Raw genomic sequence first — 17,400 nt, 5'->3', positions numbered from 1 at the left:
AGTAACATAACCTACAGTACGGAAGAGGGGAAAAGATGGAAAGCTCAAGTTTGATGCTGCGAGAAGTTCCGTTTGAAGAGAGACCGCGGGAACGAATGCTTCAACTGGGGGCAGGGGCATTAAGTCATGCCGAACTGCTTGCCATTTTATTAAGGACAGGTACGGTAGCGGAATCTGCCATTCATTTGGCAAGCCGGATTCTAAGTGAAAGTGGGGGGCTGCGTAGTCTTGTTGATATGAGCAAGGATCAGTTAACGCAGATCAAGGGAATTGGCGATGCCAAAGCTCTTCAAATTCTTGCGGGTATTGAGCTAGGTCGCAGACTGGCGAAGAGTTCATATGAGGAGCGGATAACGATCCGTTCGCCCAAGGATATCGCTAATTTAATGAGCGAGGATCTTCGTTACTTACAGAAAGAGCATTTTGTTTGCTTGTTCCTCAATACCAAGAATCATGTCATCGCACAAGAAACGTTATCGATGGGAAGTTTGAATGCGTCCATTGTTCACCCAAGAGAAGTTTTTCGCGCAGCGATTAAAAGAAGCAGTGCTTCCATCATTTGTGTACATAACCATCCTAGTGGAGATCCCACCCCAAGTCCGGAAGATATTAGTCTGACAAGTCGATTAGTAGAAGCTGGTGCAATAATTGGTATTGAAGTGTTGGATCATGTTATCATTGGAGATCAGAGATTTATAAGTTTGAAGGAACAAGGCTTTATGTAATATAATAGAACACGCAACAGGAAAGGAGCTCTTTGTATGTTTGGTGGTTTTACGAAAGATCTGGGGATTGATTTAGGCACCGCGAACACATTGGTTTATGTAAAAGGCAGAGGAATTATCGTTAGGGAGCCTTCCGTGGTCGCCCTTCGTACAGATACTAAAACAATTGAAGCAGTCGGTGAATCAGCCAAAAAGATGATTGGTCGTACACCTGGGAATATCCGTGCCGTGCGCCCGATGAAGGATGGCGTTATTGCCGATTTCGACACGACCGCAACGATGATTCGATACTTTATTCGGCAAGCTCAGAAGCAACGTTGGTTGTTTCCGCGCCATCCGAATGTCATGGTATGTGTACCATCCGGGATTACAGCTGTAGAAAAGCGTGCCGTTGAAGATGCAACCAAACAAGCTGGTGCAAGAGAAGCTTACACGATCGAGGAGCCATTCGCAGCTGCGATTGGAGCGGATCTTCCAGTGTGGGAACCGACGGGGAGTATGGTTGTTGATATTGGCGGAGGTACGACAGAGGTTGCTGTCATCTCACTTGGCGGTATTGTAACCAGTCGCTCCATTCGTATTGCTGGTGATGAAATGGATGAAGCCATTATTCAATATATTAAACGAACATATAACCTCATGATTGGGGAACGCACCGCAGAAACGCTCAAGATCGAAATTGGCTCTGCACTTAACACAGATAAGGCAGATTCGCTAGAAATTCGCGGTCGTGATCTCGTTAGCGGATTACCCAAAACGATTAGCGTAACGTCTGTGGAGATTACAGAATCGTTGTCTGACACGGTCAGCGCTATCGTTGATGCCGTAAAGGTCACGCTTGAGAAATGTCCACCAGAACTATCGGCAGATATTATGGATCGTGGGATTGTGCTGACTGGTGGAGGTGGATTGCTTCGGAATTTGGACCGACTATTGGCTGGAGAAACGGGGATGCCTGTTATGGTTGCCGAGAATCCGCTCGATTGTGTTGCAATTGGTACGGGACGGGCCTTAGAGAACATTCACTTATTCAAAAATAAATCAGGATCGGGTTCCAGATATAAGGGTTAATTTTCGTTAGAAGGTGCTAATTTGTTTAAATTCATGGGAAATAAACGACTTATTTTTCTTATGTCAGGTTTAGTCTGCTTTTTTATTTTGATGGGACTAACACTAGGGAATCGTGGGCCGATGACATGGCCTGAGAAATTCGTTAAAGACTCCATATCATGGACGCAAGGACTCTTGTATAAGCCCGCTGCGCAGGTAGCGGGCTTCTTCGAAGACATTAGACAACTGCGTGTCATTTATGAAGAAAACAAGACATTAAAGCTAACGCTAACACAATATGCACGAGATACGCAGCGTTTGAACGAGCTTGAATCGCAGAACAAACGACTGATGGAATCACTTGGCTTTACGGAGCGTCAGCGACAAGCTAACAACTATACATACCGAATCGCTGAGGTCGTCACCATTGATCCAGATCCGTACAACAGCACCGTAACGATTAATCTAGGTGATAAAGATGGGATCAAGGAGAACATGGCGGTTATGACTGTCGATGGCTTAGTGGGAAGAGTGAGTAAAGTGTTTGGCTTTCACTCCAACGTGCAGCTGTTATCCGAGACGAATGATACTGACAACAATTCCAAAGCAATCGCTGTCACAGTCAAAGGGAATGATTCGCAGCCTTTCGGGATGATCGAATCCTATGATCCCAAGGTTGGAGAGCTTGTAATGAATAAAGTCGAACATGCTGACGACATGAAAGTCGGCGATACGATTATAACTTCAGGTTTGGGGCAAGTATTTCCCAAAGGGATCGAAGTGGGGACGATTTCTTCGATTGGACCTGGGGAATTCGGCATTACCTATAAGGTAATGGTGAAGCCTAAAGCATCCTTTAATCGGATACGTGAAGTGTTCGTTGTTGAAGTTCCGGAAGTGAAATGAGGTGAGCAGGCAAATGAATAGACATGTGTTATGGCTCATCCTGCTCGGCTTGTTTATCCTTCAAGGCAGTTTAGTCGTATGGTTGCTGCCAGCCTCATGGCAAGCCATCGTGTATGTAACACCTCATTTACCTTTGGTATTTATTATCTTTATTGGACTTTTTCATCATCGTCATGCTGCGTTGCTATACGGGCTTCTGTTTGGGCTGTTACACGATTTCACTTACTATGGAGCGATGTTGGGCGTGTACTCTTTCAGCATGGGGCTCGTAGGCTATTTGGCTGGTCTTGTGCAGCGCAAGCAGCCCAATCTCATTTTTTACAATTTGCTTATTACCAGTTTAGGATTATTGCTTTTTGAATTTCTCAACTATGGGATCAACCGCTTATTCAAACTGATTGCCATTGATTTGAATTGGGCTCTCACCCATTACATGCTCCCAAGTGTTCTATTCAATTTACTTGCGGCCTTAATATGTTACGTTCCCATCCGCAAACTGCTTGAAGGCAAACGGCTTGCAGCATCAGCGAAGGAAGATTAATTTTCCAGGGAATAAGCAGGAGAATTTGGAACAAGGGCCGAAATGTATAGGTTGGGAGGTCGTCATGCCATTATGTCTGTAGCGAAGCACCACGTGATGATTAAAGGGGTCAAAGATGGCCTAGTATTTTTACTAAATGACGCATGCGATTGGCAAGAGTTGTTGCAAGAACTGCAGCATAAGCTCGAGAAAACGCATCAACAAATATTAACGGGTCCCATCATTCATGTGAATGTCAGACTGGGCAGCCGTGAGGCCACCGATGAGCAGAAAGAAGAGATCCGCGCTGTGATTAAGCAGAAGGGTAATCTCTTAATTCAATCCATTGAAAGCGATCCGCCTAAAGTGGAAGTTCCACCGGAACCCAAGGTGTCCATGACAACGCTAAGAGGGATGATTCGTTCAGGACAGACCCTTCATAACGAAGGAGATTTGCTTTATCTAGGTGATGTGAACCCAGGCGGAATCATTACATCTACAGGGAATATCTACATCATGGGTTCGCTTCGCGGAATGGCTCATGCAGGGTCTGATGGAGATGAGAAAGCTATCATTGCTGCGTCTCATATGCGGCCTACACAATTACGAATTGCTGGGGTCATTAGTCGTTCGCCAGATGAGTGGGGAATCGAAGAGGCTTTCATGGAATTTGCTTATGTCAAAGACGGTAAAATGGAAATCGATAAGCTGCATCAGCTTCATCGGGTTTGGCCGGATGCGCCACTTAAATAAATACTTTTAACATATAAACTGTGTCTGGGGTGAGGAATATGGGAGAGGCTATCGTTGTCACCTCAGGTAAAGGTGGCGTTGGTAAAACGACGACTTCCGCTAATCTGGGGACTGCACTTGCACTTCTTGGGAAGAAAGTATGCATGGTGGATACGGATATTGGTTTGCGTAATCTAGATGTTGTGATGGGATTGGAAAATCGAATAATCTATGATCTTGTAGACGTTGCGGAAGGTCGTTGCCGTTTGCCGCAGGCGCTGATTAAGGATAAACGTTTTGATGAGTTGTATTTATTACCTGCCGCTCAAACGAAGGACAAACATGCTGTAACGCCGGATCAGGTGCGAACCATTATTATGGAGCTCAAGAATGACTTCGAATATGTCATTATTGACTGTCCAGCGGGTATTGAGCAAGGCTTCAAGAACGCGGTTGCAGGCGCAGATAAAGCCATTGTCGTCACAACTCCAGAAAATGCTGCTGTACGTGATGCGGACCGGATTATTGGCCTTTTGGAAAATGAGAAAATAGCTTCGCCTAAGCTTGTCATTAATCGGATTCGTCCTCAAATGGTGAAAAAAGGCGAAATGCTGGATATCGATGAAATTTGCTCGGTACTTGCGATCGATTTGTTGGGTATTGTGCCCGACGATGAGCATGTGATTAAGGCGGCTAATCTAGGTGAGCCAACGGTAATGAACCCTTCATCTCGTGCCGCCATTGCCTATCGGAATATTGCAAGACGCATTGTTGGCGATACCGTGCCGCTCATGCAGCTTGAGGACAAAACTGGTTGGGTAAAACGAATGAAAAAGTTTATTGGAATAGGATGATTGTTCTGTGTTTGCCAAACTGAAAAACATTGATATTCCAATTGTAGTCATTCTGATTGCCTTCATGGTGATAAGTACAATGATGGTCTACAGTGCTTCTGTCGATCATCCGACCATTAACATCAGCATTACGAAAATTCTGATTTTATATGGAGTAGGACTTGTCGCTTTTCTAGCCTGCAGTTTATTTGATTATCGTGTACTTATACGAATTGCCCCTTACTTGTATGGGATTGGAATTGTCTCATTGGTTGCTGTCTACTTCTTTGGTAAAAAGATTCATGGTGCCCGCGGCTGGTTTGAGCTTCCGGGAGGATTAACATTCCAACCAGCAGAGCTAGTCAAGCTAATCTTGATTGTTTGTATTACAGCACTGCTTGCTAGACGCGGCGGGGATTTACTTCAGGTGAAGAATGATATCATTCCTGTTGGCTTGGCTGTTTTAATCCCTTTCGCACTTGTGCTCATACAGCCCGATTTAGGGAATGCGATTATTTTTGTCATTATTCTGATTGGCATGTTATGGATTGGAAATATCAAATACTCACAGGTGTTGATAGCGATCCTCCTCGTAGCTGGAGTTGGCTTCCTGACACTTACCTTATATAAACACTTTCATGATACTTTGTTTGACATGCTTAAAGGATTTGGTTTTAGTCATTGGATGGACCGAATTGATACGTATTTGTACCCACATGATGTATCCGAGGATGATAGTTGGCAAGTACGAAATGCAGTAAGGGCCATTGGTTCTGGTGGGCTTGAGGGAGAAGGGTACTTGCTTGGTACTTCCGTGCATAGTAATTTTATTCCTTACGCCTATTCCGATTCGATCTTTGTTGTAGTCGGTGAAGAATTCGGATTCCGTGGTTCTGCTGTTCTGCTGCTTATTTATTTCATGCTGATTTATCGAATGATTTTAATTTCGATTCAAAGTTCGAATATTGGCGGAGCTTACATTGTTGTCGGTGTCGTGTCGATGTTCGTTTTTCAAATATTCGAAAATGTGGGAATGTTAATCGGTATCATGCCTTTGACGGGGATTACGCTTCCTTTTGTAAGCTATGGAGGTACTTCCCTTCTGATCAATATGCTCTCAATAGGTCTTGTCATGAGTGTGAAGTTACACCAGGAGCGTGCGCCTGAATTATTCCAATAATTGATTATGCTAAGCCCGTGGCCCTATTGTGGTTGCGGGCTTATTTCAATACCTGTAAACCGTCCAAGAACGGTACTTTTCACATAATCTTGTCCATTTGCTCATAGGCTGTACTAATGAATGTTTATGAGGAGGGGATTCTATGGTTATAAAAGATAAAGTTAAGCAACGCCGACTAGAGCGACTTCGCCATTTGCGAGAATCGTCAGAAGTATCACAAGGAAATGGAAGCTCTCACAGATCCTCTCCGTCGCTTGATTTCCTAATACCCAATCGACAGGTAGAGGAAATGCCCTTATATGCTGATCCTGATTGGAGAAGGCGAATGGAGGACCCTGAGTTTGCTTGGAGACAGAAGCTTATGATGGATATGTCGAATGATCCAGAAAGAGGGTTGCTCACTCCACCATCCCCTCGGAGAATTGTTTTTAAGTTGCTTATTAGTGGTGCCTTATTTGCTTCTATTTACGGTATGTTTCATGTAGACAAGCCATGGGCTAATCAAGGGAAGCGCTATATAACAGCGGCACTAACGCAATCCTATGACTTTACAGCAGTGTCCGCGTGGTATGCCGATAAATTCGGAGGCGCTCCTTCCTTTATTCCTAGTTTTAACCGCGCAGGCAATGAAGCTGTAATAGTAAGTACTTCTAAGCGTACATTATTCGCTCCAGCCAAAGGAAGTGTGCTAATCAGGTACGATGGGACCCTTCATAAGGGGGTCAAACTGAACACAGCTGAGTTTGCGCCAGTGTATGCGATGGACACAGGACAAGTCATTTTTGCTGGTACGACTACGGATACGGGAGTAACCGTTATGATTCGCCATCCTGGCGGACTGGAATCACTATACGGTGGACTAAGTGAAGCTACGGTAGCCGTAGGGGATTGGATGAAGGTAGGGGAGCCGATAGGAAAGGCTTCTGCCAAAGATTCAACAAAGGGGAATCTGTACTTCTCCGTCATGAAAGAGGGCGTGACGATCAATCCGGCGGATGTGATCACATTTGATTAAATGGGCAGGAACCAAATATCGTTTCCATCCCCTTTTTACGCTAATAATGATTGGCTGTGCCATAACGGGGTATTTCCTAGAGGCAATCACACTATTCGGCATCGTATTCATACATGAACTTGGACATTTAACCGCGGCGAAAGGATTCGGCTGGAGGGTCCAAGAAGTGCAATTACTTCCCTTTGGCGGTGTCTTAATTGTTGATGAGCTTGGCAGTACGTCTACGCGTGAAGAGCTGATCGTCGCTATAGCGGGACCGCTTCAACATGTATGGATGATAGGTTTGGCGTTGATCATGCAATCATTTGATATCGGAAGTGGGAACTGGTGGGACTACTTCATTGAAGCGAACCTCATGATCGGTTTATTCAATCTGATTCCCGTGATGCCGCTCGATGGCGGGCGAATTATGCAAGGCTTGTTAGGTTATATCATGTCGTTTCATAACACAATCGTCTATTCGGTTTGGATCAGTATGATTATTAGCTTCTCGATCATTGTTATGTCGATCATTCAGCTTGTACACGGGCAGCTGCCGATCAATTTCCTCGTTATCGGTCTGTTTCTACTTATATCGAATTGGTACGCTTACCGGCAGATTCCGTATCACTTTCTGCGTTTTCTCATGGGGCGCGGCTTACGTGTAGGACAACTGCTTGGCCGAGGTACAAGAGCGCAGCCTATTGTCATTACGAAGCAGCTTACGATGGCGGAGACGCTGAAGCTTTTTATGCGGGAAAGATACCACTTAATTTATGTCGTGAATGAGGCAGGGCGCATCCAAGCTGTTCTTCCTGAACAGCAAATCGTTGGCGGTTATTTAGATGGGAAAAAACCGGGGAGTGCAGTTTCCGATCTTTTCATGTAAAATAACTGGTGAGGTGAACATGTATGAAGCAACTGATAATTCACTGCGCACCAGAGCTTACACAGGCGGCATTGCTAGAGGATGGGCGTCTCGTAGAGTATGATACGCAGTATCCGCTTGAATCTCAACGGGCAGGCAGCATCTACATGGGCCGCATCGTGAACGTACTTCCTGGCATGCAAGCGGCATTCGTCGATATTGGACTTGCGAAGAATGCCTTTCTTTATATAGACGATCTCCTTCCCGTTCATGTGGACAAGCAGCCTAAGATTAAGCCTTCCATTGCAGATATTGCCCAAGTTGGGCAAATGCTAATGGTTCAAGTGAGCAAGGACCCCCAAGGTACCAAAGGAGCACGAGTGACTACGCACGTTTCCATTCCGGGCCGTTGGATTGTTTATATGCCAGATGCTGATTATATTGCCATATCTCGCAAAATTGACCTAGAAGCAGAACGACAGCGACTGAAGCAGTTAGCAGAGGGTAATTTGATGCCTGGTGAAGGCGTTATTATCCGAACAGGTGCAATTGGTCAAAGTGAAGAAGCCATCCGAGATGATCTGCAAAATTTACGCGATGTATGGAGTAGCATTCTAGCGAAGCGCGAAGAAACGCATGCTCCCGCACAGCTGTACCAGGACTTGGATTTACTACCCAAACTAGCGCGAGATGTGATATCGGATGAAGTTCAAGAAGTGTGGATGAGCAACAACAAAGTTTTTGAAGAAATGAGAACTTTGCTGCGCAAACAGCAGCCGGGTTGGCGTGGCCGCATCGCTTTCTACGACCGTAGGACACCTATGTTCGATCATTTCGGCGTCACAGAAGAGTTGAATCAGAGCTTTCGTCGCAAAATCTGGCTTCCTAGCGGCGGGTATCTAATTATCGATCAAACCGAGGCACTGACTGTTATTGATGTCAATACGGGTCGATACACGGGTTCTGTTGACTTAGAGCAAACCGTTACAGATATTAATCGTGAAGCAGCTGTCGAGATCCCTAGGCTTCTGCGGCTTCGTAACCTAAGAGGCATCATTATTGTTGATTTTATTGATATGCATGGGGAAGACAATCGTGCGAAGGTCATGGCGAATATGACGGATGCTGTGCGCAAGGATCGTTCTAAGACGACAATTGTAGGTTGGACCAAGTTAGGATTGTTAGAAATGACGCGGAAACGCAAATAAAAGGTTTGCATATCAAAATATAACTGTGATATAATATTCGGAGTGTGTTGTTTAGGCATGCTGTAACCGCACGAAACAGGTCGAAGTACGCGAGTGGATTAGATTCCGTTCCGTCACCTGCACAAGGCGAGTCTGAGACATGAGGAGGTAAGTGAAAATGTACGCAATTATTGAAACAGGTGGTAAACAGTACAAAGTTCAAGAAGGCGATGTTCTTTACATCGAGAAATTGAACGCTGCTGAGGGTGAGGTTGTATCTTTTGATCGTGTGTTCTTGGTTTCCAAAGAGGATGGCCTAGTAGTAGGTGCTCCATTGGTTGCTGGTGCTTCCGTTTCCGCGAAAGTAGAGAAACACGGCAAAGGCGCAAAAGTCATCGTTTATAAGTACAAACCGAAAAAGAACTATCACAAAAAGCAAGGTCATCGTCAACCGTACACAAGAGTAGTAGTTGAGAAAATCCAAGCGTAAGAGACAAGCCCTATGATCTATGTGACCATAGAACGTCTTGAACCGGAATCACCTCAAATTCTTTCTTTTGTCGTGGAAGGCCATGCTGAATATGACGTACCTGGCAAGGACTTAGTCTGCGCCGCTGTATCGGCGGTAACGTTCGGTACATTTAATTCGATAGAGTCACTAACAGGAGTAGTTCCTATTCATGAGATAGAACGTGGCTTGATGGATGTTACAATTCCAGAGAGTACGCGGTCTGAACCAGAGATTTGGAATAAAATTCAAGTGATTCTTGCATCGATGGTTGTCATGTTACAAACGATTGAACTCACGTACGGTGACTATATAACGATTGAAACAATCTATCACAAAGGAGGATAACACCATGTTTTTGAAATTGGATCTCCAGTTTTTCGCTTCCAAAAAAGGGGTAGGTTCCACAAAGAACGGTCGTGACTCACACTCTAAGCGCCTTGGCGCTAAACGTGCTGACGGTCAAACTGTTACTGCGGGAAGCATTCTTTACCGTCAACGCGGTACGAAAATTCACCCAGGAACGAACGTAGGTATCGGTTCGGATGATACACTTTTCGCTTTGGTACAAGGCGTAGTGAAATTCGAGCGTTTGGGCCGCGATCGCAAAAAAGTGAGCGTATACCCAGTTGATGTAGCTCCTGTAGCTGCAGCTCTAGAAGCGTAATTAGAATCCCTGGTGAGCGAGAGTTCATCCAGGGATTTTTTCTCAATATGAAAGGGAAGAACCTCTAACCGTGATCACTCATTTCGGATGGTCCGGGGCAGGGGTTTTCTCGTTTGTTTGGTGAAGTTTTCCAGGCAGCATGATATACTGGATGAACGGTTACAAAGCGGGAGAACGGGGCGAGCGGATAATGAAGCAATTGGGCAGCGCGCAGGTCTATGTATTAGCACTTGTGCTCATAGGATTGACTGGCTTGTTGGTTACAGAACCGTGGATTATTCGGGTGGCATTTCTACTAATTATTCTCGTAAGTGGGTATACAGCTTGGAGACTACAAGTAAGTAGAATGGAAGAAAAGTGGCGTTCTACGCTAAAGCAGCAAGAGCAAGAGGAACATCTGAAGCTGATTGCCGTTGTCAATCGGCTGCGGCATGATTGGATGAATGATACCCAGATCTTATTTGGTTACATTCAAATGAAGAAGTTTGATAATTTGCGGCCATATATGGAAAAAATAAAAATGACTATGCAGCAGGAAAGCAATCTCTCCAAACTGGGAATCCCCTCTTTTATTGCTTACTTGCTTCAGTTCCGTGTGCAGTCGAAGACGTTAGAGCTGAATGTGGAAGTTGAGCAAGAAGTTAACCTTGGACAACTCCCTATTAGCCACGGATTGATTGAACGATTAGTTCGGCAAATGGTGGCCTGCATTCAGGAACATACGGCATTCGAAGAGGGGGAAAGTGGCACACTCAGCTTGGAGTTTGATGTGGGGGAAGATGGCTTACTGCTTGATTTTGTATATCAAGGCTCCTATAATCGGGAACAACTTGAGCAATCGGTTTTGGCACTTTTTTCGTCGAAGGGTTCACAGTATTTGCTTGAAAATGATGATTGGCATGAAGAAGAAGCAAGTGTCACGCTACGATTGCCGTTTCATATATAAAGTCGAGGTGTAGAAATGTTTGTTGATAAGGCGAAGATTTTTGTAAAAGGCGGTGACGGTGGCGACGGTTTAGTTGCTTTCCGTCGGGAGAAGTATGTACCGGAAGGTGGTCCGGCCGGTGGTGACGGAGGCAATGGCGGCGATGTTGTTTTCCGTGTAGACGAAGGATTACGGACATTGATGGATTTCCGTTATCAGAAGCACTTTAAAGCAGATCGCGGCGAGAAGGGCCGTAACAAATCGATGCATGGCGCCAATGCAGAGGATATGATCGTTCGTATTCCTCCGGGGACGACTATCATAGATGACGACACGCAAGAAGTGATCGCGGACTTGACGCGTCATGGGCAAGAAGTCGTCGTTGCGAAGGGTGGCCGAGGCGGAAGAGGTAACACTCGCTTCGCAACTGCACGCGTGACAGCTCCTGAGATCGCGGAGAACGGTGAAGAAGGCGTTGAACGTTGGGTTATCTTAGAAATGAAAGTCATGGCGGATGTAGGGCTTGTAGGCTTCCCAAGCGTGGGTAAATCAACCTTGCTGTCTGTCGTTTCAGCCGCGAAGCCTAAGATAGCAGCGTATCATTTCACAACGTTAACTCCAAACCTAGGTGTAGTTGATGTTGGGGATGGCAGAAGCTTCGTGATGGCCGATTTGCCAGGTCTGATCGAAGGCGCTCACGAAGGTGTAGGTTTGGGTCATGAGTTTCTACGTCACGTAGAACGGACGCGGGTTATTGTACATGTCGTGGATATGTCGGCTGCAGACGGACGTGATCCGTATGAAGATTTCATCAAAATTAATGAAGAAATCAAGCTCTATAATGCGAAGTTAGAGCAGCGTCCTCAAATCGTTGTTGCGAACAAAATGGACATGCCAGACTCGGAAGACAACTTGGCGTTGTTCAAAGAACAGCTAGCTGCTGATGGTAAAGAGTTTGAAGTTTATCCGATTTCGGCACTAACGCGCGGCGGCGTACAAGAATTGCTGTATAAGATTTCTGACATCGTGGAAAGCATCCCGAATGCCCCTGAGGTTGAGGGCGTAGCTGAGGCACAAGAGCGTAAGGTGTATCGCTTTGAGAAACGCGAAGAGAATGATTATACGATACGTCGTGATAATGATGTATTCGTTATCGAGAGTCCATCGATTGATAAATTAATTAAACGGACGAATTTTACGACTCAAGATGGCATCGCGCGTTTTGCTCGTATTTTGCGTAACATGGGCATAGATGATGAGTTGCGTAGACGGGGCGCTGTCCATGGACAGACGATCCAGATTGGTGATTTTGATTTCGAGTTCGACGAGAACAATTTGTAATAAGAGGCACTTATCCTAATGGGGTAAGTGCTTTTTTCTTTGTGTCAGATTATATGTCATAATACTTGACATAAAGTTTTAAATTGATTACCATTTTGATAATAACAATAAATTATGTAAGTAAATATAACATTAGTGTATGGAGGAAGGAGGAGTATGATGAAGAGATGGATTCAAGCGATGGGATCGAAGCAGACACGTTTGCGGAATTTAACCTATGAGGAAGCTGTAGAAGCGGCTGATGAAATGGCGAAAGGAGATTCAACAGATGCGCAATGCGCGGCGTTTTTAATGGCGCTCTGTATGAAAGGGGAAGCGGACGACGAGTTGATGGCCTTTATTGATGTCTATCGCAGCTATTCCTTGAACTATCATCCTCAACCTTACTCGCTCTATTCTATCGGACTCACGGAAGAGAGGAAGCGATTTCCGGTTACGCTGCCTGTCTCGCTGCTGCTTGCGTCAGTGGGGTTCACTCAGGTTATGCAAGGTGGTGATGCGCTTCCGTCCCGCCAAGGGACCCCACTGAAGGAGATTGTAGAAAGCTTCGGTGTTTCCTTGCAACTGTCTGTGAAGGCATGGCAAACGATGTTAGTTCATTTGCATATCGGATTTCTACCTACAGAGCAACTGTGTCCACCAATTGGACGACTGAAACAAGTGCGGGAACAATTGGGGATACGAACGGTCATCGATACGATAGAGAAAGTGTTAAATCCCTTGCTTTCGTCCAATTTAGTTATTGGCGTGCAACAGCGAAATGCCATGGAATCTCTGATTCCGATTGTGATGCGGTCGGGGTTTCAACAAGCGTATATGATCTGTGGCATTGATGGTTCGGAGGATTTGCCCCTCTATGAGAACAGTTCAATCCGGATTGTGACACCCTGGGGAGATGAGTCCCGCAGTGTGGAGCCGCAGAAATTTGGTTTCACGAGTACGCCATTACCCAATCTTGCAAAAGAAGAACAAATTGCCATGGTAAAACGTATCATTTCAGGCGAGAATGGGACCGAAGTTAAGCGTGAGCGTGATCATGTCATTTTTAATGCGGGGCTAAGATTGAAATGGTTTGATAAGGTAGACAGCTACGAAGAGGGCTTTCAGCTTGCGGAAGCTTTACTACAGCGGAAAGAAGCGCATAAAACTATGCAGCGCTGGATTGAACAGAGTCAGTATTTGAAATTGCAGGATCTTGCCGACAGCGATGATTCCTCTACGAAAATAGGTTGAAGGCCTTTCTGGAAGCTGTGAGTAGACAGCGAAAGAGGGCTTTTTTTTGTGGGGGTAGGCGAATTGGTAGATGTTACAGCTAAAACTTAATCAATGGATATGTTACCATTTACTAGTGTCATAGTGATTCGTAAGTACAAAACGCTAGGAGGCCTACAAGATTGAAAAAACAACTACTCGCTTTTGCCCTTATCCCATCATTACTATTTGGTGCTGTTACAGTCCCATTCCCTAAAGCAGCTTCGGCTGCAACTACTGGTAAAGTTATTAGCAGTGTGAGCTTTCGCCAAAGTCCAGATGAGAATTCACCGCGGATTCGCTATTTAAAAGCCGGTGAGCCTGTCTCCATTATTGAGAAAGTGAATGCCTACTGGTATAGAGTTCAAGTGACCAATGGCCAAATTGGCTATGTCTCGACGAATTCGAAATACATACAAGCAAGCGGTCAAACTACAACACCTGCAACGGGTACAGGACGTATCGTCGCAAGCGTGAGTTTCCGTACTGCTGCTAATGAGAATTCAACACGAATCCGATATCTCAAGGCAGGGGAAACCGTTCAAATCTTGCAGAAAGTAAATGCCTATTGGTACAAAGTCAAAGCATCAGATGGTCGTGAAGGATACATAAGCACAAGTCCTACTTACATATCGACATCAGGTGGTGGAAGCACATCACCAGATACGAACACAGGTGGCGGGACAACAAGTGAAAAGATTCAAAAAGTAATAGCGGCAGGAAAAAAATACTTAGGAACTCCTTATGAATATGGGTCCAGTCGTGATAACACGGCTACGTTTGATTGTTCCGATTTTGTACGTCAGGCATTCTTGGATGGAATTGGACTGAAATTACCATCCGATTCGAGAGGGCAAGGCGCGTACGTGAAGTCACTTGGACACCATGTAACGGACTGGCATAACCTCAAAGTAGGCGATCTGATGTTCTTTATGTCTTATAAAGGGACAGCGGCATCCAACTATTCAGGAATTAACAAATCTACACAAACGATTACACATGTTGCTATTTATTTAGGTAATGGTCAAATTCTCTCGACGTACTCCAAAGAAAGTGGCGGCGTGCGTATTGATTCCATCGCGAATCGGCATTGGGAGTATCGTTTCCTATACGGAGGCAGTGCACTATAAGGGTCCAATATAAAGAGCAGGCAACGAGAAATCGTTGTCTGCTCTTTTCCAAGTCAGGGGTTAGCTTAAATTTGCATCGGATCCAATAAGGGGTTCCAATGAATCGTTGGCGTGTCTGTCCCTAGTTGAATGCCGGCTGAGCCAATCCAAGGATGGGAAGTTCGGCCTACACTGAAATAATGTTCGAGTAAACAGCGGAAAATATAAGGCATCGGGCGATCGAAGACAGCTGATTTGTGAATCCAGTGCAGATCACCTTCCGAAGTAACGATACGTGGAGTCACATCCGTTGTACCGACATAGAAAAATTGCTGGCGTATTTCTTGTCCATTGAGCCGAAGCAAGACATATTGCAGATGTAAATCTTGAATCTCGTCTTGCTCGATGCCGGTTTCTTCCCAAATTTCACGAAAGCAAGCTGTTCTTGGTTGGTTGATTTCATGGGGTTCTAGATGACCGCCAATTGCCGCCCATAAGCCGGGAGAGAGCGTGCGGTTCAACGCACGTTTCATCATCAGGAGCTCGTCATGCTGGTTCCATAAAAGTGCTGTAGACATCATTCGTAATGTAATCATGGAGAGACCCCTCTCTTCGTTCGTTCCGTTTCAGCTTAGCATACAAAAGGAAGAGGCTGCAAAGGCGAATGCTTGGATGCATTTTGCCTATTGCTTCATGGGGCATGTTTCGATATAATGTCCTCTATAGGGAAACATTAGTCTTTTTGGAGAGGACGGTAGTTAGGTGCCGGAGAGCAAAGAGTTTCTTCCAACCATGAAGCACATCGGACCTGAGAGGTACTACTTAGTCCGTGAGGACATTCTTCCAGAAGGTGTTCTGAAGACAGCCCAGGCCAAAGAACTGCTTGCACGGGGTGAAGTGAAGACGATTCACGATGCTGTTGAACAAGTTGGGCTGAGCAGAAGCGCCTTCTATAAGTATAAAGATGGCATTCATCCACTTAGCAAGCTAGAGCGCGAACGAATCATTACGATTTCAATGGATTTGGAGCATAGATCCGGAATATTGTCCCGCGTACTCGCACTTATCGCTAATATGGATGGCAATGTATTGACCATCCACCAGACAATACCATTACAAGGTATGGCGAATGTCGTTATATCTTTGGAAATTTCATCGATGGGCGAGGAGATCCGGGAAATTGTGGATCGCTTAGGAGCGCAAGACGGAGTCAAGCGTGCTATGGTCATCGGCCAAGGCAGTTAAGATTAGCATACAATTCAGGAGGTAATGAAATGAAACCCATCAAGGTTGGTTTATTAGGATTAGGTACTGTAGGAACAGGTGTAGTGCGTATTGTTGAAGGTCATCAAGAAGATTTGCAACGACAAACGGGTTCTGTTATTGAAATTGCAAAAATTCTTGTACAAGATAAATCTAAGCATCGTAACATTTCTGTTGATGGGGATAAGTTGACAGAGAACGTATGGGACGTAATTGGCGATAGCGACATTGATATCGTTGTAGAGGTTATGGGTGGCGTTGAAGCAACCAAAGCCCACATTCTAACAGCACTTGGGAATGGCAAGCACGTCATTACTGCGAATAAGGATCTAATGGCCATGCATGGTGCCGAAATTTTAGCCAAAGCAGCCGAGAATAATTGCGATGTTTTTTATGAAGCGAGTGTTGCAGGCGGAATTCCGATTATTCGTGCACTTGTGGAAGGCTTCTCCTCCGATCGCATCACGAAGATCATGGGGATCGTGAACGGCACGACGAACTATATTTTGACTAAAATGAGTCAAGAAGGCGCTGCTTATGCCGATGTGTTGAAAGAAGCACAAGAGTTAGGTTATGCAGAAGCAGACCCTACTTCAGATGTTGAGGGCTTAGATGCGGCTCGCAAAATGACTATCCTATCGACGCTTGGTTTTCATGCCAATGTCGCTTTGAGCGATGTGGCAGCAAAAGGGATTTCCAAGGTAACTAAGGAAGATATCCAGTACGGTAAGAAATTAGGGTATGAAGTCAAATTACTTGGTATCGCTGAAAATCATGACGGCCATATCTCTGTCAGTGTTCAACCAACGATGGTCAAACATTCGCATCCACTAGCTTCTGTAAATGGGGTTTTCAACGCCGTTTATGTGACTGGTGAAGCCGTTGGTGAAACGATGTTCTACGGTGCGGGCGCAGGTGAGCTTCCGACAGCAACTTCCGTTGTTGCTGACTTAGTGGCTGTTGTACGCAATTTGAAATTAGGTATTAATGGACGTACGGTACAAGCTCCTTACAAAGAGAAGAAGCTTAAAACAGACGAGCAAATCGCGTCCAAAAACTTCATCTTACTTCATGTTGAAGACAAAGCAGGTGTGCTTGCGCAAATTACACAAATTTTCGCGGAGCATGAGGTTAGCTTGGAATCCGTCTTCCAACATCCGAACCAATCGAATCCGAAAGCAGAAATCATCATTATTACGCATGATGCCAATCAAGCGAGTATGAAAAATGTATTGAATCAATTCGAATCCATGGATGTTATCCATGCGATTAAGAGCGTATATCGTGTAGAAGGTTAGCAATCGGTAACGCACTCGTCCTAGGGGGAGTGCGTTAGACGTT

20 protein-coding genes are annotated in these 17,400 nt (G+C 45.2%); 19 read left to right on the top strand and 1 reads right to left on the bottom strand.

Features of this window, described 5'->3' with window-relative positions; translation table 11 throughout:
- Positions 1-35 precede the first annotated feature (35 nt).
- From radC to AC58PV_RS03070, 17 genes are all read left to right on the top strand, one after another.
- Positions 36-725: a RadC family protein gene (gene radC, locus AC58PV_RS03150; RefSeq protein ID WP_497430823.1), complete on the top strand. Its 690-nt coding sequence runs from the start codon at positions 36-38 to the stop codon at positions 723-725.
- Between the two features lie 36 nt (positions 726-761).
- Complete coding sequence (locus AC58PV_RS03145; protein ID WP_497430822.1) at positions 762-1,796, top strand: rod shape-determining protein; 1,035 nt, start codon at positions 762-764, stop codon at positions 1,794-1,796.
- A gap of 21 nt (positions 1,797-1,817) precedes the next feature.
- Entirely contained in the window at positions 1,818-2,681 is an 864-nt protein-coding gene (gene mreC, locus AC58PV_RS03140) for a rod shape-determining protein MreC (protein ID WP_239696731.1), read from the top strand.
- A 13-nt stretch (positions 2,682-2,694) separates the two neighbouring features.
- Positions 2,695-3,222, top strand: a complete 528-nt coding sequence (gene mreD, locus AC58PV_RS03135; RefSeq protein ID WP_068665470.1) for a rod shape-determining protein MreD — start codon at positions 2,695-2,697, stop codon at positions 3,220-3,222.
- 72 nt (positions 3,223-3,294) lie between these two features.
- The gene (minC, locus tag AC58PV_RS03130) at positions 3,295-3,954 is read left to right on the top strand and encodes a septum site-determining protein MinC (protein WP_497430821.1); all 660 of its coding nucleotides are present in this window, start codon (positions 3,295-3,297) and stop codon (positions 3,952-3,954) included.
- Between the two features lie 38 nt (positions 3,955-3,992).
- Positions 3,993-4,787, top strand: a complete 795-nt coding sequence (gene minD, locus AC58PV_RS03125) for a septum site-determining protein MinD (protein WP_497430820.1) — start codon at positions 3,993-3,995, stop codon at positions 4,785-4,787.
- A gap of 7 nt (positions 4,788-4,794) precedes the next feature.
- Positions 4,795-5,946 (top strand): FtsW/RodA/SpoVE family cell cycle protein, encoded by a 1,152-nt coding sequence (locus AC58PV_RS03120; RefSeq protein WP_497430819.1) that lies wholly within the window; start codon positions 4,795-4,797, stop codon positions 5,944-5,946.
- Between the two features lie 142 nt (positions 5,947-6,088).
- The gene (locus AC58PV_RS03115; protein ID WP_497430818.1) at positions 6,089-6,961 is read left to right on the top strand and encodes a peptidoglycan DD-metalloendopeptidase family protein; all 873 of its coding nucleotides are present in this window, start codon (positions 6,089-6,091) and stop codon (positions 6,959-6,961) included.
- Positions 6,954-7,829, top strand: coding sequence for a M50 family metallopeptidase (locus AC58PV_RS03110; RefSeq protein ID WP_497430817.1), 876 nt, complete (start codon positions 6,954-6,956; stop codon positions 7,827-7,829). Before AC58PV_RS03115 ends, AC58PV_RS03110 begins: the two co-directional genes overlap by 8 nt.
- A 23-nt stretch (positions 7,830-7,852) precedes the next feature.
- Positions 7,853-9,016, top strand: coding sequence for an Rne/Rng family ribonuclease (locus tag AC58PV_RS03105; RefSeq protein WP_497430816.1), 1,164 nt, complete (start codon positions 7,853-7,855; stop codon positions 9,014-9,016).
- Positions 9,017-9,173: 157 nt separating this feature from the next.
- On the top strand, positions 9,174-9,485 hold the full coding sequence (rplU, locus tag AC58PV_RS03100) for a 50S ribosomal protein L21 (RefSeq protein ID WP_028555793.1): 312 nt from the start codon (positions 9,174-9,176) through the stop codon (positions 9,483-9,485).
- Positions 9,486-9,497: 12 nt separating this feature from the next.
- Positions 9,498-9,851, top strand: coding sequence for a ribosomal-processing cysteine protease Prp (locus AC58PV_RS03095; RefSeq protein ID WP_497430815.1), 354 nt, complete (start codon positions 9,498-9,500; stop codon positions 9,849-9,851).
- A 4-nt stretch (positions 9,852-9,855) separates the two neighbouring features.
- Positions 9,856-10,170, top strand: coding sequence for a 50S ribosomal protein L27 (gene rpmA / locus AC58PV_RS03090; protein ID WP_497430814.1), 315 nt, complete (start codon positions 9,856-9,858; stop codon positions 10,168-10,170).
- A gap of 139 nt (positions 10,171-10,309) precedes the next feature.
- The gene (locus AC58PV_RS03085; protein WP_497430813.1) at positions 10,310-11,116 is read left to right on the top strand and encodes a Spo0B domain-containing protein; all 807 of its coding nucleotides are present in this window, start codon (positions 10,310-10,312) and stop codon (positions 11,114-11,116) included.
- 15 nt (positions 11,117-11,131) lie between these two features.
- On the top strand, positions 11,132-12,436 hold the full coding sequence (gene obgE, locus AC58PV_RS03080; RefSeq protein WP_497430812.1) for a GTPase ObgE: 1,305 nt from the start codon (positions 11,132-11,134) through the stop codon (positions 12,434-12,436).
- 156 nt (positions 12,437-12,592) lie between these two features.
- Complete coding sequence (locus AC58PV_RS03075) at positions 12,593-13,669, top strand: anthranilate phosphoribosyltransferase (RefSeq protein WP_497430811.1); 1,077 nt, start codon at positions 12,593-12,595, stop codon at positions 13,667-13,669.
- 161 nt (positions 13,670-13,830) lie between these two features.
- Positions 13,831-14,817, top strand: coding sequence for a C40 family peptidase (locus AC58PV_RS03070; protein ID WP_497430810.1), 987 nt, complete (start codon positions 13,831-13,833; stop codon positions 14,815-14,817).
- A gap of 65 nt (positions 14,818-14,882) precedes the next feature.
- On the opposite strand, the gene AC58PV_RS03065 is transcribed toward AC58PV_RS03070, so the two are convergent.
- A complete protein-coding gene (locus AC58PV_RS03065; RefSeq protein WP_497430809.1) occupies positions 14,883-15,392 on the bottom strand; it encodes an NUDIX domain-containing protein in 510 nt (169 codons plus the stop codon).
- 196 nt (positions 15,393-15,588) lie between these two features.
- On the opposite strand from AC58PV_RS03065, the gene AC58PV_RS03060 reads away from it, so the two are divergent.
- Both AC58PV_RS03060 and AC58PV_RS03055 read left to right on the top strand, forming a co-directional pair.
- Complete coding sequence (locus AC58PV_RS03060) at positions 15,589-16,041, top strand: ACT domain-containing protein (RefSeq protein WP_497430937.1); 453 nt, start codon at positions 15,589-15,591, stop codon at positions 16,039-16,041.
- 29 nt (positions 16,042-16,070) lie between these two features.
- A complete protein-coding gene (locus tag AC58PV_RS03055; protein ID WP_497430808.1) occupies positions 16,071-17,357 on the top strand; it encodes a homoserine dehydrogenase in 1,287 nt (428 codons plus the stop codon).
- The last annotated feature ends 43 nt before the right edge of the window (positions 17,358-17,400 follow it).

Source organism: Paenibacillus sp. J22FR83 (assembly GCF_059691955.1).
The sequence above is the reverse complement of the archived record's forward strand: the minus strand, read 5'-3'. Positions and strand labels throughout refer to the sequence as shown.

Coding starts and splice junctions, on each gene's coding strand:
- radC (WP_497430823.1), top strand. CDS start 36: ATGGAAAGCTCAAGTTTGATGCTGCGAGAAGTTCCGTTTGAAGAGAGA.
- AC58PV_RS03145 (WP_497430822.1), top strand. CDS start 762: ATGTTTGGTGGTTTTACGAAAGATCTGGGGATTGATTTAGGCACCGCG.
- mreD (WP_068665470.1), top strand. CDS start 2,695: ATGAATAGACATGTGTTATGGCTCATCCTGCTCGGCTTGTTTATCCTT.
- minC (WP_497430821.1), top strand. CDS start 3,295: ATGTCTGTAGCGAAGCACCACGTGATGATTAAAGGGGTCAAAGATGGC.
- minD (WP_497430820.1), top strand. CDS start 3,993: ATGGGAGAGGCTATCGTTGTCACCTCAGGTAAAGGTGGCGTTGGTAAA.
- AC58PV_RS03115 (WP_497430818.1), top strand. CDS start 6,089: ATGGTTATAAAAGATAAAGTTAAGCAACGCCGACTAGAGCGACTTCGC.
- AC58PV_RS03105 (WP_497430816.1), top strand. CDS start 7,853: ATGAAGCAACTGATAATTCACTGCGCACCAGAGCTTACACAGGCGGCA.
- rplU (WP_028555793.1), top strand. CDS start 9,174: ATGTACGCAATTATTGAAACAGGTGGTAAACAGTACAAAGTTCAAGAA.
- AC58PV_RS03095 (WP_497430815.1), top strand. CDS start 9,498: ATGATCTATGTGACCATAGAACGTCTTGAACCGGAATCACCTCAAATT.
- rpmA (WP_497430814.1), top strand. CDS start 9,856: ATGTTTTTGAAATTGGATCTCCAGTTTTTCGCTTCCAAAAAAGGGGTA.
- AC58PV_RS03085 (WP_497430813.1), top strand. CDS start 10,310: ATGATATACTGGATGAACGGTTACAAAGCGGGAGAACGGGGCGAGCGG.
- obgE (WP_497430812.1), top strand. CDS start 11,132: ATGTTTGTTGATAAGGCGAAGATTTTTGTAAAAGGCGGTGACGGTGGC.
- AC58PV_RS03075 (WP_497430811.1), top strand. CDS start 12,593: ATGATGAAGAGATGGATTCAAGCGATGGGATCGAAGCAGACACGTTTG.
- AC58PV_RS03065 (WP_497430809.1), bottom strand. CDS start 15,392: ATGATTACATTACGAATGATGTCTACAGCACTTTTATGGAACCAGCAT.
- AC58PV_RS03060 (WP_497430937.1), top strand. CDS start 15,589: ATGAAGCACATCGGACCTGAGAGGTACTACTTAGTCCGTGAGGACATT.
- AC58PV_RS03055 (WP_497430808.1), top strand. CDS start 16,071: ATGAAACCCATCAAGGTTGGTTTATTAGGATTAGGTACTGTAGGAACA.